Annotated in this window: 16 protein-coding genes; 2 read left to right on the top strand and 14 right to left on the bottom strand. The window is 57.5% G+C overall.

Features of this window, described 5'->3' with window-relative positions; translation table 11 throughout:
• Positions 1–168: 168 nt before the first annotated feature.
• Together DW133_RS04080 and DW133_RS04085 are read right to left on the bottom strand one after the other, a co-directional pair.
• A complete protein-coding gene (locus DW133_RS04080; RefSeq protein ID WP_118275365.1) occupies positions 169–423 on the bottom strand; it encodes an AlpA family transcriptional regulator in 255 nt (84 codons plus the stop codon).
• A 184-nt stretch (positions 424–607) separates the two neighbouring features.
• Positions 608–1,054: a helix-turn-helix domain-containing protein gene (locus DW133_RS04085; RefSeq protein WP_118275366.1), complete on the bottom strand. Its 447-nt coding sequence runs from the start codon at positions 1,052–1,054 to the stop codon at positions 608–610.
• Between the two features lie 142 nt (positions 1,055–1,196).
• Here DW133_RS04085 and DW133_RS04090 point away from each other — a divergent pair, with 142 nt between their 5' ends.
• Positions 1,197–3,767 (top strand): heavy metal translocating P-type ATPase, encoded by a 2,571-nt coding sequence (locus DW133_RS04090; protein ID WP_118275367.1) that lies wholly within the window; start codon positions 1,197–1,199, stop codon positions 3,765–3,767.
• 159 nt (positions 3,768–3,926) lie between these two features.
• Here the strand turns inward: DW133_RS04090 and DW133_RS04095 are convergent, their stop codons facing one another.
• The 11 genes from DW133_RS04095 to DW133_RS04145 form a co-directional block, all read right to left on the bottom strand.
• Positions 3,927–5,162: a DUF401 family protein gene (locus DW133_RS04095; protein ID WP_118275368.1), complete on the bottom strand. Its 1,236-nt coding sequence runs from the start codon at positions 5,160–5,162 to the stop codon at positions 3,927–3,929.
• Between the two features lie 196 nt (positions 5,163–5,358).
• Positions 5,359–6,294 (bottom strand): hypothetical protein, encoded by a 936-nt coding sequence (locus DW133_RS04100; RefSeq protein WP_118275369.1) that lies wholly within the window; start codon positions 6,292–6,294, stop codon positions 5,359–5,361.
• The gene (locus DW133_RS04105; protein WP_118275370.1) at positions 6,291–7,742 is read right to left on the bottom strand and encodes a hypothetical protein; all 1,452 of its coding nucleotides are present in this window, start codon (positions 7,740–7,742) and stop codon (positions 6,291–6,293) included. The genes DW133_RS04100 and DW133_RS04105 overlap by 4 nt, the downstream gene beginning before the upstream one ends.
• Positions 7,743–7,827: 85 nt before the next feature.
• Positions 7,828–11,313: a transcription-repair coupling factor gene (gene mfd / locus DW133_RS04110; RefSeq protein WP_118275371.1), complete on the bottom strand. Its 3,486-nt coding sequence runs from the start codon at positions 11,311–11,313 to the stop codon at positions 7,828–7,830.
• A gap of 116 nt (positions 11,314–11,429) precedes the next feature.
• Positions 11,430–11,759 carry a HypC/HybG/HupF family hydrogenase formation chaperone gene (locus tag DW133_RS04115; RefSeq protein WP_118275372.1) on the bottom strand — a complete coding sequence of 110 codons (330 nt, stop codon included), beginning with the start codon at positions 11,757–11,759 and terminating at the stop codon, positions 11,430–11,432.
• Between the two features lie 12 nt (positions 11,760–11,771).
• Complete coding sequence (locus DW133_RS04120; RefSeq protein WP_118275373.1) at positions 11,772–12,413, bottom strand: HyaD/HybD family hydrogenase maturation endopeptidase; 642 nt, start codon at positions 12,411–12,413, stop codon at positions 11,772–11,774.
• 215 nt (positions 12,414–12,628) lie between these two features.
• Positions 12,629–13,345, bottom strand: coding sequence for a Ni/Fe-hydrogenase, b-type cytochrome subunit (gene cybH / locus DW133_RS04125; RefSeq protein WP_118275374.1), 717 nt, complete (start codon positions 13,343–13,345; stop codon positions 12,629–12,631).
• An 81-nt stretch (positions 13,346–13,426) separates the two neighbouring features.
• The gene (locus DW133_RS04130; RefSeq protein ID WP_118275375.1) at positions 13,427–15,202 is read right to left on the bottom strand and encodes a nickel-dependent hydrogenase large subunit; all 1,776 of its coding nucleotides are present in this window, start codon (positions 15,200–15,202) and stop codon (positions 13,427–13,429) included.
• Positions 15,199–16,293 (bottom strand): hydrogenase small subunit, encoded by a 1,095-nt coding sequence (locus DW133_RS04135; RefSeq protein ID WP_118275376.1) that lies wholly within the window; start codon positions 16,291–16,293, stop codon positions 15,199–15,201. The genes DW133_RS04130 and DW133_RS04135 overlap by 4 nt, the downstream gene beginning before the upstream one ends.
• 357 nt (positions 16,294–16,650) lie before the next feature.
• On the bottom strand, positions 16,651–17,466 hold the full coding sequence (locus DW133_RS04140; RefSeq protein ID WP_118275377.1) for a peptidyl-prolyl cis-trans isomerase: 816 nt from the start codon (positions 17,464–17,466) through the stop codon (positions 16,651–16,653).
• Positions 17,467–17,508: 42 nt separating this feature from the next.
• On the bottom strand, positions 17,509–18,114 hold the full coding sequence (locus tag DW133_RS04145) for a septation protein A (RefSeq protein WP_118275378.1): 606 nt from the start codon (positions 18,112–18,114) through the stop codon (positions 17,509–17,511).
• Positions 18,115–18,420: 306 nt separating this feature from the next.
• On the opposite strand from DW133_RS04145, the gene DW133_RS04150 reads away from it, so the two are divergent.
• Positions 18,421–21,108 (top strand): pitrilysin family protein, encoded by a 2,688-nt coding sequence (locus DW133_RS04150; RefSeq protein ID WP_233542107.1) that lies wholly within the window; start codon positions 18,421–18,423, stop codon positions 21,106–21,108.
• Positions 21,109–21,175: 67 nt separating this feature from the next.
• Here the strand turns inward: DW133_RS04150 and DW133_RS04155 are convergent, their stop codons facing one another.
• On the bottom strand, positions 21,176–22,099 hold the full coding sequence (locus tag DW133_RS04155) for a LysR family transcriptional regulator (protein WP_118275380.1): 924 nt from the start codon (positions 22,097–22,099) through the stop codon (positions 21,176–21,178).
• Positions 22,100–22,383: the final 284 nt, after the last annotated feature.

The raw sequence follows: 22,383 nt of genomic DNA on the forward strand, positions 1-22,383 counted from the left end.
AAAAGTTAAAGAAAAACCTATCGGATCGCCCGTTTTAGAGGGCAAAAAAGAGAGCCTCCCGTTTCCGAATCATCTTTCGGTGATCGCAAAAAGCGGGAGGTTTTCTTATGTCAAAGATCAAATATAAAAGCTCGTAAACAAGCCTTTAATTGATTTGAGGTAGCTCACTTATTTCGTTCCGGTGCAGCCGGAATGTCGAGCAATCATGAGCTGAGCGACCAGCTTCTGAAGATCCTCTTTTGTTGCTGATCGCATATAAGCACTGACAACGGTATCCACCTCGTGTTCAGGCCAGGCAGAAACGCGCTCTCCAAATTTGACGGGCGGCGGAAAGGTTCCTTGCTTAATGCGGGCGTACAGCGTAGTTTTTCCGATGGCCAATTGCTCAAGCAGCTCAGGAAGGCGTACAAAAAATATCGGCATAGGATTCTCCTACAAAGGTTGAAAAGAGAATTTTTGCCGGCTCCGTACTTCGCTATGGCGCTCTGATGAGCAACTTTTGCTCAGCCGACGGAATTTTTAGCGTCTTAACTTGCGGCCAAATCTTGATTTTCAGAAATTCCCGGCCAATGTGTGGAGAAGTTCCGTTTGGCGGTGTCAAAAAAGATCAGCCATCAACTTCGGGATGAACCGGATGGTGACCACAACAGCAGGCGCTGCCGGAAGTTTGTTCAGACTTCTCGTCGAGCGGTTGCATGGAACAGTCCGGAGAAATGCCGCGTGATTGAAGGTAACTTGTGCCCCATTCATAGACGCAACTCAAGACCGGTTTCAGACTTTTGCCGAGATCCGTGAGCGAATATTCCACCTTGGGCGGCACCACCGCGTATGCCTTGCGGGAAATCAGGCCGTCGCGCTCAAGCTCTTTGAGCTGCTGAGAGAGCATCTTGGCGTTTGCTTGGGGTACGGCTTTCTGCAACTGAGAAAAGCGTTTCGTGCCGTCAAAAAGATTCCAGAGAATGAAGGCTTTGTGTTTGCCGCCGATAAGTGCGAGCGTGGTGCGCACCGGGCAGTGTGCGGGTTCGGAAACGGGGTTGTCTTTGGAGGAAGGCATACGGAATTTCTATCTAAGTTACTTTTTTGAAAGTATATACCGTAAAGGTACCTTCTTCCCAAAAGAAAGTATTTGATTAGAATCGTTCTCACCATGGGGAGGCGAGGCCTTCTTCGCACAACGGAATTCAATTGCCTAAAAGATGCAGAAACTTCACTTTGATGTCACGGGGATGAGCTGCGCGGCTTGCTCGGCGCGCGTGGAAAAAGCCGTCAAGGCGCTCGACGGCTGCTGTAACGTCACTGTCAACCTTCTCAAAAACGACATGACGCTGGAGCTCGATGACGCCAAACTCTCGCAGGATGACGTAGTCAAGGCTGTGACGGCGGCCGGTTACGGCGCCAGCCTCCGGGATAACGACTCGAACCCCTCGGGCAAGACCAAGACTCAAAAGAAAAACAGCCAGGCAGAGGTCCTGCAGCAGGAATTGACGGCCACGCGCAAGCGCCTCTACTGGAGCCTCTTTTTCTGCGCGCTTCTGATGGTGATCACGATGCTGCCGATGGTTGGCATCACGTTCTCCTTTTTTGAGGGAGCGCAAAAAGCGCCGGCCTTTGCCTTCACACAGCTCCTGCTGACGTTGCCGGTGCTGGTGCTCAACAAAAACTTTTTCACGCGTGGCTTCAAGGCGCTTGTGGGGCTCGCGCCCAACATGGATTCATTGGTCGCGCTGGGTGCGACCGCCTCAATGCTCTCGGGCATCGTGTCGCTTTACGTGATGTTGTATGCGGCGGGCGCCGGTGATTGGAGCACTGTGAGCCACCACGCTCACAATCTCTACTTCGATTCTGCCGCGATGATTCTGACGCTTATCGGTCTGGGCAAGTATTTTGAAGCCCGAGCAAAAGCGAGAACCACGGACGCCGTCTCGCAGCTCGTAAGCCTTGTACCGGATACGGCACGAGTCATCCGTAACGGCGAGGAAACGGAAGTGCCTGCCGACGAGGTAGCGGTGGGCGATGTCCTCGTGGTGAAAACGGGCGAGCGCATCGCAGTCGACGGCGTGGTGATCGAGGGGCGTGCTCAGGTCGACGAGTCGGCCCTAACCGGAGAAAGTCTGCCGGTCGAAAAAGGGGCGGGCAGCAAGATTTCGGCCGCAACGCTCATGCATTCCGGTCACATTCACGCCAAAGCCACGCGCGTGGGGGCTGACACGACGTTGGCGCAGGTGATTGCTCTGGTGGATGAAGCGACTTCCTCCAAGGCGCCTGTAGCTCGTCTTGCCGATCGCATCAGCGGCATTTTTGTGCCCGTGGTGCTTGCGATTGCGCTTGTGACAGCCCTTGTCTGGATTGCCGTGGGCGCAGATGTTGAATTCGCCATGACGCTTGCCGTGAGCGTTCTTGTAATTTCCTGCCCGTGCGCATTGGGACTCGCAACACCCACGGCCGTGATGGTGGGTACGGGACGGGCGGCGCGTCTTGGCATTCTCTTTAAATCGGCCGAAGCGCTTGAAAAGTGCAGTGGAATCAGCGCCGTGATTCTGGATAAAACCGGCACCGTGACCGAAGGCAAACCTGTTGTGACTGACGTGCGTGTATTTGCTTCGCACCTGCGTGAGCGCGACCTTCTGAAACTCGCGGCTTCCGTTGAAGTCAAAAGCGAGCATCCCCTGGCTCAGGCGATCGTCCGAAGCGCACGTGAAAACGAAACGGGACTTTATGAAGCGAAGGACTTCGGCCAGCAGCCGGGCAGCGTTTTTGCAAAGATCAATGGCAAAAACTACTCCATTGGCAACCGTACGCTCGCACAAAACAATGTCGCTATCCTCAAGGAACTCGAAACTTTGTCCGAAGCGGGCAAGACGGCTCTCGTCGTCTGCGAAGACAACGTGCCGGTAGGCATCGTAGCCTGCGCCGATACGATCAAAAGCGACAGCGCTGAGGCTATCCGCGCCTTTAAGGCGGCGGGGCTCCGTGTGATGATGCTCACGGGGGACAACGAGCGCACGGCCAAAGCCATTGCACGAGCCGTCGGAATTGATGAGGTGGTAAGCGAAGTGCTTCCCGCCGACAAGGCCGCTGTCGTCAAACAAACGCAGCAGCAAGGAGCCCGCGTGCTGATGATCGGTGACGGCATCAACGATGCGCCCGCGCTTGCGACGGCTGACGTGGGCATGGCAATCGGTGCGGGGACTGATGTGGCGATTGAATGTGCCGACGTGGTGCTCGTCAACAGCAAACTGACCGACGCGGTGTCGGCCTATGAACTGTCGGGAGCGGTGCTTCGCAACATCAAGCAGAACCTCTTCTGGGCGTTCTTTTACAACGCTATCGGCATTCCCGTGGCAGCCGGCGTCTTCTTTACGACGCTCGGCTGGTCTCTCAACCCTATGATCGGTGCTGCGGCCATGAGCATGAGTTCCGTGTGCGTGGTGACCAACGCGCTGCGTCTGAGACGCTTTAAGCCGACGAGCAGGAATTCCTTATCATCTTTCTCAACCGTTGCTGCGGCCTACGCAGCCTACCAATTGCCTTTGGAGCAAAGGAGTAAAACCATGCAAAAAGTGATCTCGATCGAAGGCATGCACTGCCCGCACTGTTCAGGCGCCGTAACCAAGGCGCTCACAAAGCTTGCCGGCGTGACGAGTGTCGACGTGAGCCTTGAAAAGAAGTGCGCCGTGATCGAATGCGAAGAAACCGTGACCGACGACGTGCTCAAGGCCACGATCACGGATCTTGACTTTGAAGTGACCGGCATCGAAACGAAATAACGGCGTTTTGATTTCCGCAGAAACGATCTCAACGGACGACAGTTCCTCAAAACGACTGCCGTCCGTTTTCGCATCCGTTTCAATCAAGACGCTCAAAGAAAACGCCTCAAATTGCGGTGCAACTTGAGGCGTCTAAAACCTTGGAAAGACTCAGTGTAACTAACCGGCCCAGGTGAGATAGCTGTATGCCGAAAAGACCCCGAGCAGCAATGCTTCGGCTACGATCACCGGAACGAGGGTCTTGAAGAAATCCGCCTTGAAGTAGTCAAGTGACACAATGAGGCACACGTGCGTGGGCGTGATCATCTGACCGCCGACACCGAAAACGAGAGCGACGCCCACGAGATCCAGAGAACCCGCAGGAGCCAGGAGTGCCACGATCGGCATGACGATGGCCACATGGCCCTGAGACATGCCGGTCAGAACGCCGATCAGGAAGCTCAGGCCCGCGATGATGACGGGAGTGGGAAGAGGAGCGGCCTTGAAGCTTTCGACGACCTGACCCAGAACGCCCGTGACGTCAAGCAGCTGGATGAAGAAAAGAATGCAGGTGACGTCGCGCAGCAGCTTCCATTCGATGGCGCCGATGAAGATATCCTTGATCGGAACGGCGCGGTTGGTGCCCATCAGCACGAAGACCATGGCGGCGGCCACCACGCCCATGGAGACGGCTGCACCGATGCCGCCGAAAACCATCAGAAGGAAGACGGCCGCCACGGGCAGAATCGAAAGCCAGAAGTCCATGCGGTTGCGTGCGAGATCAAAGTCCGGGTCTTCACTCATATTCTGGGCGCGCAGGTCTTCGAACTTCATCGGACGCACGAACATCAGCCAGCCGATGGCAAACATCAGAGCCGTCACCCAAACAAGGTGAATAATCACGTCGCCCACACCCACGCCCACGATCGAGCAGGCAAGAATCATGCCCGGAATGATGGGACTTGAGAATTCAAAGATGTGACGGAACCAGAAGTTAATCGTTGCCTTCTGTTCTGCCGTGATCGTCATGCCCTTGGAAGCGTTGTCGACGATCGGCGCTGAGAAGCGAGCGCCGCCCACGGAAGGCAACAATCCCAGGAAGGCCGGCATCACCGCCATCGTCACCTTAGTGGAGTGAATCAGGTGGTTGAGGTACTGCACCATGCCCTTGAGGCAGCCACTCTTGCGAAGTTCGATTTCAAGGCACACCACGAAATAGAGAGCAAAGAGCAGGTCGTAGGTGCGCTGCATGGTGAACATTTGCTTGGCGGCTTCACCGAGCAGGGGGATTTCCGGCTTGACGGCGACCCAGATGAGCAGGCCGCCCGCCAGAATGGCCGGACCGATGGGAACTTTCTTGCGAAGCGCCACGATGATGAGGAGCATCGCAAGGGCAAGAACGACAAAGATATTCATGTTCAAAAAAGCCCCGAAGGGCACCGAAAAGCAACAGTAAGGTCGATTGTACGCCTCGTCGGGCGGTTTCCGTACTGAGAGGCATTTCTATAGCGCGGCGCTTCTGAGGCCTATTGCGATGGTGTTAGCAAATCGAGGGAAACAAAACGCCCGAGACCGTTGCCGGCGCTCGGGCGGTTGATGCAATGGCTTTCCGTCAGAAGCTGACTCGCTTGGTCGGTACGCCCGCTGCCGTGCGTGTGGCCTCGAAAAAATCCTGCGGGAGGTCGGCAGCGGCCTTGATGTTCATCGGATCGTGTTCGAGGGTTTGCGCAGGCTCAAACATGCCGTCAACGTTGAGCGGCTCTGTGCCGTTCATGAGGCCCTCAGGAACGCGCCTGACCTGCGTGCGGGCAAACGTTTCGACAAACGAGCCGCGCTTGGCGATGTTCGCAAAGAGTGTCGCGGGCACATCGCCCAATGCGCTTTCGGCAAAGGTACGGTCAAAGATGCGCGCATGAGTGTTGGTGCTGAAAAGCTCCGCCGGAATCGTGTGCAGCATCTTGCAGCCCATGAAGGCTTCCGAGAAGTCTTCGGCCTGAAGGTTGGCCGTAAAAAGCTGCCGGCTTACGTGTGCCAGGCCGCTTAAGGCAAACACGCCCGTGAACGTCCGCGCGTAGATGAGCGGAAAAAAGAGGGATTCGGGAACTTCGGTTAATGCCGTAAGGCCTGCAAAGGTCCCCGAGAGCGCCACCAGATGCGTGTTGTGCGCAAAAAGCGATGAGACCAGATGCGTCAACTGCCGCGGAGGCTTGATCGGGTTCCAGATGTGGCCCGCCGTGCTGAGCATCCCCGTGGCGTCGTTGTACAAAGCGGGAATGGGCGAGATGATCGCCGTCGTCTGTTCGGGCAGAATGAGCGTGGCGGCGGGCATCGAGCCGCCGAAGTCGATTTCCAGTCGATGCGTGCCCGGCATGGGGTGATATTCAAGCACGGTGCTCGAAATGGGCTCGCGGTGATGATGTGAGGTCTCGCCGTCAAACGTCACAGACACTTGGCGTAGCGACGGAGCGATCGTGTTGCCGGCGGGAATGCGCAGCGTGACGAGACGATCGCGTTTGCCGACGGTGATTTCTGCGACAAACTTGGTCATGCTGCAGTCTCCTGGTTACGGTCAGAGGTTTCGGTTGTCGCCTCACCCGCAAAGCAGTCGTAGCGTGGTAAACGAGGCGAAGCGAGATAACTGGCGGGAAGCGCCTTGAGGCTCTTACAAAAGGCAAACATGCCGTCGGTGCACTTCAAATCGGGGAGCATCGAGACGATGCCGTCGGCGACGTCGGTAAGCTGCACGCAGCCCGCGAAGGCCTGCTCGAGATTGACGATCGTCGGATTGTTGGCAAAGAGATCCTCGGGAATGCTTCTGAGTTCTCGGCGGTCGGCCGCCCAACCGCAGAAGTCGCCCAAGGTTTCGACGGTGCGCGGGTGGAAAGCGGGAAGCGCATTGTGTATGGCCGTGACGGCTCTGCCCAAGCGGAAGGGGCGAACCTCTTCGCCTGCCGTGTAGTGCAGTTTCACGCGATAGACTCCCGGCTGCGCGTAGGTGTGCGAAAGCGCATCGGTGCTGTTCCAGTCGATGCGCTCGACAGCTCCGTCGCCCCATTCGACGAAAAGGTCGCCCTCGAGCTCCAGATCAATGGGGTAAAAGAGCACGATGGGTTCGGATGAGAGTGGCGCGGCGTGCCAATCGAACTCAAAGCACGGGTCGGCAAGATTGGCGTGCGGGCGAATCCAGCCCGCTTCCTGTCGACGCCCTTTGTCGCACCATGCAAACAGGCGGGGCGCAGCGCCCAGCATGAAGCCTTCCAGGCACACCGGCAAATTCTTCTTGTCGCCGAACGGATTGTCGACGTCGCGCAGCGAACTGCAGTGCGCAAAAGTCTCTTCGCACAGCGAAAGAGTGAGCGCGTGACGCAGCAGGCCGTATGGAATGGCCGTAAGTTGGCTGTGGGCAAACGTGCGCGCAAGGCTCTTTATGGACTTGCATGGTGAAAAGAGCGACACCGGAACGGTCTTGAGCGACACCCCCATGAAAGCTTCGTCGAAAAAGGCCAGATTGGGGTTGTTCGCGAGAAAATCCGGGCAAATGAAATTCAATGGCGATCGTCCCGTTTTGGGATTCATCGCAAAAAGCGGCGGCAGGGTGTCTGAGGGCTCGGGACGGCCTTCCGGATCCGATTCGCCCATGGTGAGCGTCGGCAAGGCGGTTGAGACGCTCACTGTTTGATAGGGCAGTTTTTTTAGCGGCAAAAAACCCGAAGGTGTTGTCACCGTTATGGTGCGCTTGCCGTCTTCAGCGTAGCGGTGCGAGCAGCTGCTCGTCGGCATGATGTCCTCGCCCGAAACAATCTCCGCGACGGAGTCGGACGACATTGCGACATCGGCAACCGTTACGTTGCCGTCTCCCCAGTCGATGCGAATGTCTCCGATGTGCTCGGCAGCAAACTGCGGCACGGCGAAGAACTCGATTGCGATCACTTCATCCTTGGGACAGATGACGGTGAAGACAAAGGGTTGAGGCGAAGAGATGCGAGAGGCGGACATCGTTTTATTCTGTGAAATGACGCGCCCAATTGTACCGCAGCGCTCATCGGCTCAAGAAAGAGCGCTGCGGCGGATTGCTTGAGACTCAAGGCCGCTTTTCGGGCGGCAGGCTTTCCAACAGCGCGTTGACGATCGTGCGGACGTTTTGAACCCTCGTGACGGCGTTTTCGGAATTGACCGTCATCTTGAGTCGCGTGAACGTGCCCGGCAGCACGCGCAGGTCTCGGCGCTTTTGCAGCAGCGCAAACATCACGGCCGGATCGAACATGGTCTTTTGAGCGAAGGTAAAGACGATGGCTTGTTCGGCCGCATCGATCTTGCGGATGCCGATGGCGGCGCACTCGATGCGCAGACGGTGAACAGCCAGAAGCGTCTTTGCGGCAGGCACGGGCATCCCGAAGCGATCCGTGAGATCGTCGGTGCACTCGCCGAGCTCTTCGAGCGTCTGGGCAGCGGCCAATTGCTTGTAAAGCGACAGACGCGTGCCGACGTCGGGCACGTAGTCGTCGGGCAGCAATGCCGGCAGATGCAGGTTGATTTCAGTGAGCGTCTCAAAGGGTGAGTCAAAGGTCGGCTCTTCGCCGCGGCGAAGCGAATCGACGGCGCGCTTGAGCATCTGCGTATAGAGCTCAAAGCCCACCTGCGCCATTTCGCCCGATTGTTCGTCACCGAGAACTTCACCCGCGCCTCGGATTTCCAGGTCGTGCATGGAAAGGTAAAAGCCGCTTCCGAGCTCTTCGAGATTTTGGATGGCTTCAAGTCGCCGTTCGGCGTTCTTCGTAATCGCCCCTTCGTCGGGAATGAGCAGGTACGCGTAGGCCTGATGGTGACTACGTCCGACGCGGCCTCGCAGCTGGTGCAGTTGTGCGAGCCCGAACTTGTCGGCGCGGTGCATGATGATCGTGTTGGCAATCGGAATGTCGATGCCCGTCTCGATGATGGTTGTGCAGACGAGCACATTGAACTCGCGCCGGTAGAACTCGCGCATGACGCGCTCGAGTTCTCGCTCGCTCATTTGGCCGTGGGCAATGCCAATGCGCGCTTCCGGAATCAGCTCTCGGAGCATCTCGGCGCGGGCCTGAATGGTATCCACGTCGTTATGAAGGAAATACACCTGTCCGCCGCGCTTGAGTTCGCGGATAACGGCCTCTCGAATCAGCGCCTTGGATTCGCGGCGCACGAAAGTCTTGATCGCGAGGCGCTTTTGCGGTGCCGTGGCAATCACCGAGAAGTCGCGGATGCCCTCAAGGCTCATCGCCAGCGTTCGGGGAATCGGAGTGGCGGTGAGCGTCAAAACGTCGACTTCCGCGCGCAGGCTCTTTAAGCGTTCCTTCTGTCGAACGCCGAAGCGGTGTTCTTCGTCGATCACAACGAGCCCGAGACGTTTGAATTTGACCGATTCGCTCAAAAGCTTGTGCGTGCCGATGACGACGTCGACCGTGCCGGTTTCAAGACCTTCGATCGTCTGGGCCGTCTGCTTGGAGGTGCGGAAGCGCGAGAGCTCAGCGACTTTCACGGGCCAGGCTGCAAAGCGGTCCTTGAAGGTCTGGGCGTGCTGTTCGGCAAGAAGCGTCGTCGGGCAGAGGATCGCGACCTGTTTGCCGTTCATGACGGCGATGAAGGCAGCGCGCAGGGCCACTTCGGTCTTTCCGAAGCCCACGTCGCCGCATACGAGTCGGTCCATAGGACGGCCCGAGTGCATGTCATTGATGACGGCGGCGATGGCAGCGGCCTGATCGGGCGTTTCCTCAAAGGCAAAGCCTTCGCAGAAAGCCTGATAATCCGACGATTCCGTTTCAAACGCAAAGCCCTGCTTGGCTTCGCGCATGGCGTAAAGGTGCAAGAGTTCGGCAGCGGTGTCGCGCACTTTCAGCGCCGCCTTTTTGCGGGCCTTTTCCCAGTCGCCGCGCCCGAGGTTGTTGAGCGGCGCGTGCTCGCTGTCGGCACCCGTATAGCGACTGATGAGGTTGAGTTGCGAGACCGGCACGAACAGCTTGGCGTCGTTGGCATAGTCGATGCGTACGAATTCGGCGGGACCTTCTTCGGTGGAGATCGTTTCCAGCCCGTGGTATCGGCCTACGCCGTGGGCGGCGTGCACGACCGGATCGCCCTCGCGCAGTTCGCTCACGTCGCGAATGATCGCTTCGACGTTGGTGGTGCGGCTGTGTCCGCGGCGGCGAATGACCGCTTTCGTGTTGTAGAGCTCGGACTCGGTGACGACCACCAGGCCCGACTCTTCGAGCACAAAGCCGCCCGAGAGCGGCCCTACGGCAATCGAAAGGGGCTCCGTGCCGTTTACGAAAGCCGCAAAGGATTCGACGAGTTCCGGTTCGCGCACGCCGTCGCGCAGCAGTTCCTGCAGACGCGCCGCACGACCCGAGCCTGTTGCGACGATAAGAATGCGTTTTTTCTCAATGCGGCACTTTGCGATGAAGTCCTTCAACTTGGCGGCCGGATCCTTAGCCGATCGCTCGATCGTAAGCGGTGTATCGATGCCTGTTTCGGGGGCTTTGAGAGAAATGCGGCCGAAGGGCGCAATGGCATCGAAAAAGTCGTCAGCCTTGTCAAAGAGCTTTTCGGGGGCAAGCGCCGGTCTTTGCGCATCGTGCGAGAGAAACTTGTAGCGCTCCTGCGTTTGACGCATGAAGGCGTCGATGGCGTCTCGCGTTTCACCCAAAGTGATGAATAGAGCATTGTCCGGAAGATAATCGGCAAGCGTTCCCGTCGACTCGAAAAAGAGGGGCAGATAGTATTCGATGCCCGGAGAGCAGATCCCCGTGCCCACGTCAACGTACACCGGGCACTTGTTGGGGTCGCCCGGGAAAGCTGCGCGCCAGGCGGCACGGAACCGATTGCGGGATTCTTCGTCAAAAGCAAATTCGTGACCGGGCAGAATGCGCACGCGATCAACGTTTCCGGTGCTGCGCTGCGAGTCGGGATCGAAACTGCGGATCGCGTCTATCTCGTCGTCAAAGAGGTCTAGACGAAGCGGGGCTTCGGTGCCCATCGGAAAGATGTCGACGATGCCGCCGCGCACGGCGAATTCGCCCGGAGCCATCGTCTGCTCGACGCGCCCGTAGCCGGCTGCCACTAGGTCGGCCTCAAGCTTGGCGATGCTGATGGTCTGTCCTTTGCGAAAGAAAAACGTGTTGCCCGCGACGTAGGATTTCGGTGCAAAGCGCTGCGCAGCGGTGCTCGCGGCCGCAATGAGAATGTCCGGGCGAGCTGGCAGATCGTCGCTTGTGAGGTTGTAGAGGGTCTCCAAGCGTTCGCTGACCAAATCCGCATGCGGACTCATCGTGTCGTAGGGGAGCGTCTCCCAATCGGGAAGGCTTGAGACTTTGAGCGAGGGGTCGAGCCAGGCGATTTCCTGATTGAGACGAGCGACGTCAAACGCGTTGGCGCAAATTAAAACCGCCATTCGTTTTTGACTGCGGGCCAGTTCAATGAGGGCCGTGAGAGCAGCCGAACGGTTGCCGCCCGACGCGGTCGTCGTCTTGAGGCGCCGAGTGGCAGCGGCCAGTTGCGTATCGTTAAGAGAAGAGGCGAGAACGGACAAAACGTCTGACATCGGATGAGCAAAAAAAGGTACCCACAATGTGCGCAATTGTACGGTAGAGATGCGGCAGCGTCCGTCAAAACAAAAGAGCCGGAGAGAACGCTCGCCGGCCTTTTTCCGAAAGGAGGCTACATCGTTTTCTGACCGACGAGCTTTTGCAGGTGCGGCGGAAGCTTCCCGGTGTTTTCAATGATGTCGGCAAAGGCGGCGTCGGCGCTTTCGGCTTCGTCCGTGCGCATGGCTTCTTCCACGCAGCACAATGCCGACTCGATTTTGAGCGCCTCGTCTTGGGATACGGTGCGAAGAATCGTGCCGCGGAAAACCAAAACCAGATCGCCGACCGCCGGCATTTCATCGGCGAAGGAAGCATTGGCGATCTCCGTGCGTCCGGGACGCGTTACGACGACGTCGCTGTCGCTTCGCACTTCCAGAACACGCATGGGAACGGCGATGCACATGTTTTGGTCTCCTTATTGAAATTTGGGAAAGAAGCGGACGTCGCCCTCTCGCGGTGCCTCTTCTTCGGAGGGGCGTTGTGTTTCGTAGTCGCGTTTGTTCAGTGACGCATCGCCCAGAGGGGAAACCTTTTCTCCTTCGGGACGGACCGCAACGGCATAACCCCAGTCCGTGAGCACGTTTTTGGCCATTTCGACGGCTTGATCGAGCGCTGCTTCACAGGCGGGCGTGAGCGAGCCGCCGTAGTCCTGCAGAATTTCGGGCTGAATGGCGACCACGGCGATGCGCTCGGGAGCATGGCCTTGCAGTTCGGCAAGTGCGAGCACTTCATTCATGCCGGTCTGGTGCGGAGAGATTTTCGTGGCCGACCAGAACTTCACCTCGTCGCCCGTCAAAAGCTTGAGAGTGCCGGGTTTTTCCTGCAGATCGGCGCAGTCAAAAAGCAGCAGATCCTTAGTGGCGCCGATGAGTTCGAGAAGATACATACCGAGCGTGCCGCCGTCGGCCACCTTCGTCCTTTCGGGAAGCTTGTAGCGGGCGTTGAATGCTTCAACGGCGCGAACGCCGAAGCCTTCGTCGGCCCAGAGGATGTTTCCGACGCCCAAAACGAGCACGTCGGTCGGTTCAAAAAGATCGAATCCGGGAACGGTCTGCATGCGAAAACCTTGACAAATAGAACCGGTAGGACAGTGGCCTCCGGCCAAACAACGCCTTACCAATTGTGCGCGAAAGCGCCCCTTTATTCCTCAGTCGTTAGTCGAAAGCGGCATACTTCGGCCGACCTACACCGCGCATAAAAAGAAACGGACCGCAGTCGCCTGCAGTCCGTCGGATGCGGCAGCCCCGCAGGGCTGCGCGGGTTGAGTTACGGTCAGTGTTCTTCGCCGCCGTGCTTGAACATTCTCAAGCCGCTCGTCATCGAGCTGATGGTGGTGGCACCGCCCATGACGTCTTCACGGAAGCTCATGTAGATGTGAGCAATCGAGAAGAGGATGAAGATGTACATGAACGCGTGGTGCGTGGTGCGCACGGCCTGGCTGTCGCCAAAGAGCACGAACACCCATTCGAACCAGGCGTACCAGCCGGCGTCGGCACCCCAGGCCTGAGCGTAGAGCGCGAGCCCCGTGATGATGATCACGATGCTGCCCAGAGTGAACATGAAGAACATGGCGCACTGAGCAAGCGGGTTGTGCCCGGCGTACTCGGGGGAGGTTTTTCTCAGGAACAGGTAGTACTTGACCTGCTCAAAGAGCATCTTCCACCACTTCAGACTCCAGAGCGGCGGCACGAGGATCATGCGCGAGTATTTGTTGCCGACGATGCCCCAGTACAGTCGCCAGATAAAGATGACCGTAAAGATCATGCCGGCGGCAAAGTGCGCAAGCCGAATGTATGCGAAGTCATACGTTGCCCAGGTGTCGCCCAGGTTTGCCACCAGAGGAGCTCCGATGAGAAAACCCGTGACGATCATCACCGCCATGCACACGGCCATCGCCCAGTGCCAGATTCGCACGGGCGCTTCCCACACGTACAGCGGGTGCGTTCCTGCCGAAACGTCAACTTCATAGGTGACGGGATCGATTTTCATAAACGTACCTTCAATCTGTTGGTCCGACGGGCGGCAAAGCGATTTTGCCGCTCGTCCGGACTTGGCGCGTCAATATCCGGATCAGCGAACCTTGACGCTCACGAGCTCTTCGCCCTTGTTGTCCAGCACGTGTGTTGCACAGGCCAGGCACGGGTCAAACGAGTGGATCGTGCGGATGATTTCAAGCGGTTCTTCGGGCTTGGCAAGCTTGGTGCCGATGAGCGAAGCCTCAAAGGCGCCGTGGTTGCCTTCCGTGTCGCGCGGACTGGCGTTCCACGTCGTCGGGACGACGGCCTGCCAATTGGCGATCTTGCCGTTGTCGATGACGCAGTAGTGTGCCAGTGCGCCGCGGGGTGCTTCGCACGCACCCACGCCCTTGCACTGCTTGGGCCAGGTCTTGGGTTCCCAGAATTCCATGTTGGCGGCAGCTTCGTCGCCGGCACGGATGTTGGCGATCAGATCGTCGACGTACTTCACCATCATGTCGGTCATGAAGCTTGCTTCGAGCGCGCGGGCGGCGTGGCGGCCGAGCGTCGAGAACATGGCTTCGAGCGGAAGGTTGAGTTCCTTCAAAGTGGCCAATGCCGGATCCTTGTACTGCGGCATGTTCTTGGCGACACCCATGACGACTCGGGCAAGCGGTCCGACTTCCATCATGTGGCCCTTCCAGCGCGGGCTCTTCACCCACGTGTACTTGCCGTTCTGGGAAATCCAGTTGTACTTCTGCGGCGTGCCGTCGGAGTCCGGGGCAAAGCCGAAGGCGTGGTCGGTGACGCCGTCCCAAGGATGCAGACCCTTCTTGTCGCCCGGGTACTTGTACCACGAGTGATCGACGAATTCCTGGATTTCGTCCGGGTTGCGCAGGTCGACCGGATGCACTTCGTTGAGTTTGCCGTCGATGATCGCGCCCATCGGCATCATCAGGCTCTTGTCGCTCCATTCGTTGGGGATTTCGGGGAAGTCGCCGTAGCAAAGGAGGTTCTTGGAGCTGATGCCGCCGCCGATCTTGAACCAATCCGGATACATGCTCGCAATCGCCTTGACGTCGGGAATGTAGACGTTGTTGACGATGTCCACGCACGCCTTGGCGATGTCGCGCATGTAGTTCATGCTCACTTCGTTGACCATGACACCTGCGGCGCCTGTGTCGTGCATGTTGATCGGGCAGGCGACGCCGCCCACGAGGTAGTTCGGATGCGGGTTCTTGCCGCCGAGGATGGTGTGGATCTTGATGATTTCCTTGTGGAAGTCGAGCACTTCAAGGTAGTGCGCAACGGCAAGGAGATTGACGGCCGGCGGCAGCTTCATGGCCGGGTGGCCCCAGTAGCCATTCTTGAAGATGGAAAGCTGGCCGCTTTCGACGAATTTCTTCAGACGCGCCTGCACGTCACGGAAGTAGCCTGCGGTCGCCAGATGGTGATGCGGGCTGATCTTCTGTTGAATTTCGCTCGTTTCGCGCGGATCGGCCGACAGAGCGCTCACCACGTCGACCCAGTCCAGAGCCGAGAGCTGATAGAAGTGCACCAGATGGTCCTGTACGTACAGGGTGGCATTCATCAGGTTGCGGATGATGTTGGCGTTCTTCGGGATCTTGATGCCGATGGCGTCTTCGACGGCGCGCACGGCTGCAAGCGCGTGAATGCCGGTGCAGACACCGCAGATGCGTTCGACGAACGCCCAGGCGTCGCGCGGATCGCGCCCCTTGAGAATCACTTCGAGACCGCGCCACATCGTGCCGGTGCTCATCGCGTCGGTGATGACGCCGTTGGCGTCGATTTCTGCCTGCACGCGCAGATGACCTTCGATGCGGGTGACGGGGTCAACGACAACGCGGCGGGTGTTCTGGCTGTTGCTCATTCTTTACCTCCGATGTCCTTGTTGGTCTTGGCGCGGGCTTGGGCAACCGCGCTCATGGCTGCGTGCGCTGCGGCGGCCACGCCGACGACGGCAACGGTGGCGATGCCGACCTTGTCGACCGTGGCTTCGACGCCACCCCAGCCCGGAGGCAGGATGTCGGGTTCGTGGTTGTAGAAGCTGCCCTTGTCAAAGAAGTTGTTTTCCGAGCAGCCGATGCAGCCGTGGCCGGACTTGACGGGCCAGGACAGACCTTCGTTCCATTCGACCGTCGAGCAGGCGTTATAGGTGGTCGGGCCCTTGCAGCCGACTTTGTACAGGCAATAGCCGAGCTTGGCGCCTTCGTCGTCGAACTTTTCAACGAACTGACCGGCGTCGAAGTGGGCGCGGCGATAGCACTTGTCGTGAATGCGCTGGCCGTAGAACATCTTCGGACGGCCGAGGCGATCCAGAGGCGGCAGACGGTCGTAGGTGAGGATATAGGTGATGACGGCGGTCATCACTTCGGGAATCGGCGGGCAGCCCGGAACGAGAACAACGGGCTTGTCGGTGATCACTTCGGTGATCGGCACCGATTTCGTGGGATTGGGTTTGGCGGCCTGCACGCAACCCCAGGCGGCGCAGGAACCCCAGCCGATAACGGCCTTGGCGTCGTGGCAGACGTGCTTGATCTTGTTCAGGAACGTTTCGCCGCCCGGAATGCAGAAGACGCCATCCTGGCCGAGCGGGATGTTGCCTTCCACGGCAACGATGTAGTTGCCCTTGTACTTTTCGATGGTGTCGGCCAGGGCGCTTTCTGCCTGGTGGCCGGCGGCGGCCATGATCGTGTCGTCGTAGTCGAGACTGATCAGATCCATCACCATGTTGGCGGCGATGGGGTTATAGCTGCGGATGAACGATTCCGTGCAGCAGGTGCATTCGAGACCGTGCAGCCAAACGACCGGCGTGCGGGGTTTGGTCTTCATGGCCTGAGCAATTTCCTGTGCGCCGGCGCTTCCGAGCCCGAGGCTTGCGGCCGTGAGCGAGCAGAACTGCAAGAAGCTTCTGCGGCTGATGCCTTGGCGTCGTAACGCTTCATATTGCGTTTCAAACATAGGCTTTCTCCTTTCGGTGAAGGGGCGATTCAGTTTTAATTCGAATCTCGTACCGAGAGCTTCAAGAGGTTTTTTAAACAAATAATCCCCCTGAGGCTTTGTAAGGATGCTATCGAGGCACCTTGAGAAAACCTATACGCCGAAAGTACTTTATCTCATACGGCAGGACTACTTTCCTTCCAACGACCGTGTTTGGTTACACCTCGCGACGACGAGTATTAGATCGAAAGTACAAGGCAGAAGTGAGGAAACCGTGAGCGGAGACTAACCATAATGGTGGAGAGCAAATCGGCCCGAGCAAAAACAAACGCCCGCTCAAGAAAGAGGCGGGCGTTTGAGATTGAGCCGTTCGGAAAATTATTTCGACTTCGCTTTAGTTTTCGTCTGATCGCTGATCTTGGCGTTCTTGATCAGATTGTCGATGTAGCTCTGCACGCGCTGCTGGTTCAGAAGCTGACGCAGAGCGGGGCTTTCGGCCTGATAGTTCACGAAGCGCTGTGCGGGACGAACACCCTCGAGCTTCACGACGTGCCAGCCTAGCTGCGTCTTGATGGGCTTCTTGGCGATCTGGCCCGGCTTGAGGTCCTTGAAGCTTTCGGCGAATTCCTTGTCGAACATATTGGGCGAGGTCCAATCGATCAGGCCGCCCATGGCGCGGTTCTGTGCCGTGTCCTTGGAGTTTTCGCGAGCGATGCGGTCAAAGTCTCCGCCTTTCCTGACGCGGGCCAGAAGATCCTTGGCGGTCTTTTCGTCTTCAACGAGGATGTGGCGCACGGACACTTCGGTCTTGCCCCAGCGTTTCTGTTCCTTTTCAAAGAGAGCCTTGACTTCTTCTTCCTTGACGGGGTTCTTCGCGAGCCAGTCGTTGATGACGGTGCTCATCAGAATGTTCTTGGTGGCATTGTCGATCATGCGCTGAACATCATCGCGTTCCGAAATTTTGGCTTTGCGAGCTTCTTGCAGCAACAGTGCGTCGCGGGTCAGCAGATGGCGGACCTGCGTTTCAAGTTGCGGCGTGCGTTCTTGTCCCCGAGAGGTGTAGACGCGGATAAGTTCTTCTTGCTGAGCCTTGGTGATCGTCTGGCCGTTGACGGTGAAGTTGGAGGTCGCGGCCACGGCGCCGGCGGCGGTCAGGATGGCGGCGCAGCCGACAGCGAAATGTTTGATAGCCATAGAAGAAAGTTCCTTCGTTGGTAAAACGAAAATAAAGTCCGATTATTTTTCCAAAGATGGTGAATTTTTGGCGATCCAAAACCCCATGCCAATTGTAAAAATCAGTGTCAACCCCATCAAACCGAATAACTTGAAGTTCACCCATGTGTCGGTCGAACAAGTGTATGCCACAGCAAGATTGATGATGCCGACGACGGCGAAAAAGGCAATCCAGGCTTTCTGCAGCGTATTCCATGCGGCGTCGTTCATTACGATTTCCGCGGTCGACAAAAGCTTGCGGATGTAGTTGCGGCCGGTGCACTGCGCAAATAGAAGAATGCCGCCGAAAATCCAGTAGAGAATGCTCGGTTTCCACTTGATGAACATCTCGTTTTGCAACCAGATCGTAAGAGAACCGAAGACGACGATCACCGCAAGCGAAATCCACAGCATCGGTTCAGGTTTTTTGCCGCGGGCGAACACGATCGCGATTTGAATGAAGGTGGAAATGATGGCTACGAGCGTGGCCAGCATGACGGGGGCGTGTTCCGGGCCGGTGCCGCCGGTGATTACGGTCAGAATGTCGGCTGCTGTCTGCGGATCGGATTCGCCGAACTTGAATGCTCCGAAAAACAGAATGATGGGGAAAAGGTCGAAAAATAATTTCACGGCGGTTTCTTCGATAAGCGGATGGAAAAGCCGGACAGAGCATAAGCCGGCCGTTTTTTCAGTTCGGCCATTATAAGGTCGGAGAAAGACGCCCTGGATTCGTGGACATCTGAGGACAGCTTGCGTAACATTTTCGAACTTTTGTTGCCCTCTTACACGGATTTGACGCGCACGGAACTATAGATTTGTGGCTATTGTGCTTGTTCTCGGACTGCCGGATAAGCCGAATCTTTGGAGAACCGCACGCTCGTATGAGTGCACAGATTGGATTTCTTACATATGAATCAAGGACTTAAATACGTACTTATGACTTCAGCAGCAGTCACTGCAATGTCGGCCTGCGCTGCGGGCCTCAAGCCCGTGCACACGGTCGAAGGCATCAAGAGCTACGAACTCGACAACGGTCTGCAGATCGTTCTTTTTGCTGATCAGAGCAAGCCCACGGCCACGGTCAACACGACCTACCTCGTCGGCAGCCGTATGGAAAACTACGGCGAAACCGGCATGGCTCATCTTCTTGAACATTTGATGTTCAAGGGCAGCAAGAACTATCCCGATCCCACCAAGGAATTCACGCGCCGCGGTTTTCGCATGAACGGCACGACGTGGCTCGACCGCACGAACTACTTCGTGAGCTTTACCGCCAACGACGACAACATGAAGTGGGCGCTCGGCTGGAGTGCCGACGCGATGACCAATTCCTTCATCGCCAAGAAGGACCTCGACACCGAAATGACCGTCGTGCGCAACGAGTACGAAATGGGGGAAAACAAGCCCATCTCCGTGATGCTCAAGCGCATGCAGTCCGTGCTCTACGATTGGCATGCCTATGGCCGCAGCACGATCGGGGCGCGCAGCGATATTGAAAATGTGCCCATTGAAAATCTGCAGGCGTTCTATCGCAAGTGGTATCAGCCCGATAACGCCGTGCTGACGGTTTCCGGCAAGTTCGACGAAGCCAAGGTTCTCGAGTGGATCCAGGAGACGTTCGGCAAGATCAAGCGCCCGGACCGCGTGCTGCCGAAGGCCTGGACGATTGAGCCCGTCGCCGACGGTCCGCGCACCTTCGAAATCCGCCGCCCTGGTGAAACCCAGCTTGTTGCGGTAGGCTACCGCGTGCCTTCGGCTCTTGCCCAAGACACCAATGCGGTGGAAACGGCAACCGACATTCTTGCCGATTCCCCGCGCGGACGACTTTACAAGGCGCTCGTTGAAACCGGCATGGCTACGCAGGTCTTCGGCTGGCCCATGTCCACGCGCGATCCGGGCTTCGTGATGTTCGGCGCCATGGTGAAAAAGGGCGACGATATCGAATCGGTGAAAAATAAGCTCATTGAAACCATTGAACTTTCGTTTGCGAAGAAGCCTGCCACCGACGAGGAAGTGGGTACGAGTCTGTCCGAGGCTGCCGTCGACTACGATCGCGCGCTTTCGGATCCCGAGGGTTTTGCGATTGACCTCTCGGACTACATCGCTCTGGGTGACTGGCGACTCTTCTTTGCCGATCGCGACGCTACGGCCAAGGTGACGCCTGCGGACGTCAACACCGCCGCAGCAACCTACTTCGTGCGCGACAACCGTGTGGTCGGCCTCTTCATTCCGGACGATCATCCCAAGCGCGCGCCCTACATGACGACTCCTGACGTCAAGGACGTGATCGCCAAGGCGACCTTCAAGGAAGAGGGCGATCAGGCCGAAGCCTTTGATGCGAGCCAGGCCAATATCGATGCGCGCACCGAACGCCTGCGCATCGGCGGACTTGAAGTTGCGTTGCTGCCCAAAAAGACGCGCGGCCGCACCGTGACCGTCTTGACGAACGTGCAGTGGGGCAATCTCGAAAGCAACCGCGGCAAGGCGGCTCTGAACACGCTTGTTCTGCCGATGCTCTCGCGCGGTGCCGAGGGGATGGATCGTAAGGCCATTGCCGACGCCTGCACCGAACTCAAGGTCCAGGGCGACGTGATGGGGTACACGACCACGGCAGACAACCTGGTCGCCACGATCGAACTCTTCGGTAAGCTCATCGAAAAGAGCACGTTCCCTGAAAAGGAAGTCAATCAGCTCGTCAAGCAGATGACGGCGATGATGGAGGCCAAGAGCGACGATCCGGTCTACATGGCTCGCGAAGCTTTAAAGAAGCACTTCCGCACCTATCCGGCAGGCGATCCCCGCAACGCTTCGCTCAACGAAGAGATGCTTGCGGCCTTCAAGAGCCTCACTCGCGACGAACTCTACGATTGGTATAAGACCGCCGTGAGCACCGAGCACGGTGCGATTGCAATTGTCGGCGAATTCGATCCGGCTGCCGTCAAGGCTGCTTTGCAAAAGGCCTACGCCAACGGCAAGAAGGTTGACAAGGCGTATGCATTTGAGCGCTACTACAGCGAATTCAAGCCCGTGGCGGCCGAGCGCATTGTGATTGACGCCCCGAGCAAGGAAAACGCCGTGATCTTCGCGCGTGTCGATTTTGAGGGCAACGTCAACGACGAGGACGCGGCGGCTCTCGTTGTCGCCGACTGGATTCTGGGCGGTGGTACGGGTCTTTCAAACCGCCTGGTCGATCGTCTGCGTCAGAAGGAAGGTCTTTCTTACGGCGTTGGCTCTCACGTGAAACTGCCGCAGTTCGGCAACCGCTCGAGTTGGATGATGTCTGCAATCGTCGCGCCGCAGAATCTGCCCAAGGCTGAAGCCTGCGCCAAGGAAGAGATTGCGCGCGCCGTCAAGGACGGCTTTACCGAGCAGGAAGTTAAGGAAGCCGTCAAGGGCATTCTCGACTCCCGCGCCGTCAATCGCGCTCAGGATGACTACCTTGCCCAGAGTTGGCTGCAGTTCATGGAAGCCGGCAAGACGTTTGCTTTCAGCAAGCAGTTTGAAGAACGGATCGCCGCCGTGACGGTTGACTCCGTCAACGCCGCCCTGCGCCGCATGGTGGTGCCGGAAAACGTGACCTGGATTCTTTCGGGTGACCTCGCCAAGGCCGGTCTGAAGAAGTAAGCCAAAAAAAATCCAAACGCAACTGAAAGGCAGTGCTCGATTCCATAAGTCGGCGCTGCCTTTTTCGTCAGTGGTCGCGCAGGAAGGCTTCCCCTTCAGGAGTCAGTTCAATGCCCGCAGCCTTAATGCTCGCAGCGATCTCTCGCGTGCATTCGAATACGGCGGGATCGATGCGCCCGGCGGCTTTGGGCCAGAAGACATAGAAGGGGATCGTGAGCGGCTCCTTGAGCTCGATGAGCTTGCAGTCGTTGGAGACACTCTTGGCGGCAAGTCGATCGGTGAAGTGAATGCCGACATTGCGCTTGACGAAGCGAAGCGCTACCTGTGTGGAAGACACTTCGGCCGCGACGCGCGCATGAGCGGGCATCAGGCGACGAGCGTGTTCCTGTTCGAGCGTATCGCGCGAAAGAATCACGAATTCTGCTTCACGACAATCTTCCTGTCCGATGGTGTCATACCTTGCGATCGGGTGCTGACGGCTGGCGACCAGACAAAACGGCAGGTGAGCAAGCGCTGTTTTTTCCAAATCGTCGTGGCTGCTCAAGAGTGTTCCGAACCCTACATCAAACGGGTGGGAGTATTTGGAGTAGTGAATATCGCGGCTGGCATGCACGTCCATTGTCACTCTCAGCGTTTCTTCGTGGCGTTTCATGATGGTGACAACGGCCGGAATGATGACATCCGAGCAATGGCGGGCAAGTACTGCGATACGCAGTGTTTTTTTGCGGTCGCGCTCTCTTGAATAATCTTCGAGACGTTGCCAGGCGCGCATTGATTCCATGGCCACCCGATAAAAATCTGCGCCGTCTTCGGTAAGAGTGAGCGCTTTTCCCGAACGATCGAACAACGCAAATCCAAGTCGCTCTTCGAGCTGAGAAATCACGCGGCTTGCGGCGGAAGCCGACAGCGCGATCTTGTCGGCGGCCGCAAGCAGACTTCCGGATTCGACAACGGCGCAGAAGAGTCGGACGGATTTCGATTTGAGTTCCATGGCGAAAGACAGAAAACGGATTGAAATCAAAGGATTACTGCAGAAAGTTGCAGAAAGGGAAATAAAGTCTGCAATATTTGCACTTTACGAAATATAGCAAATCGTTCACAATGCGCATCAACACAGACACGACGCCGGTCTTTCACTCGAGCAAGAGACGGCTTGCGAAAGACCTGGTCGGCGGATCTCCTGTATAGAGAAGGTAGGGCCGGTCGGGCAACTGATCGGCCCTGATTTTTGCGGGAGTCCGGAGGTCTGTTGCCGACGACAAGAATAATCCTGCA

This window comes from Sutterella sp. AM11-39, assembly GCF_003472385.1.
Lineage (GTDB): Bacteria > Pseudomonadota > Gammaproteobacteria > Burkholderiales > Burkholderiaceae_F > Duodenibacillus > Duodenibacillus intestinigallinarum.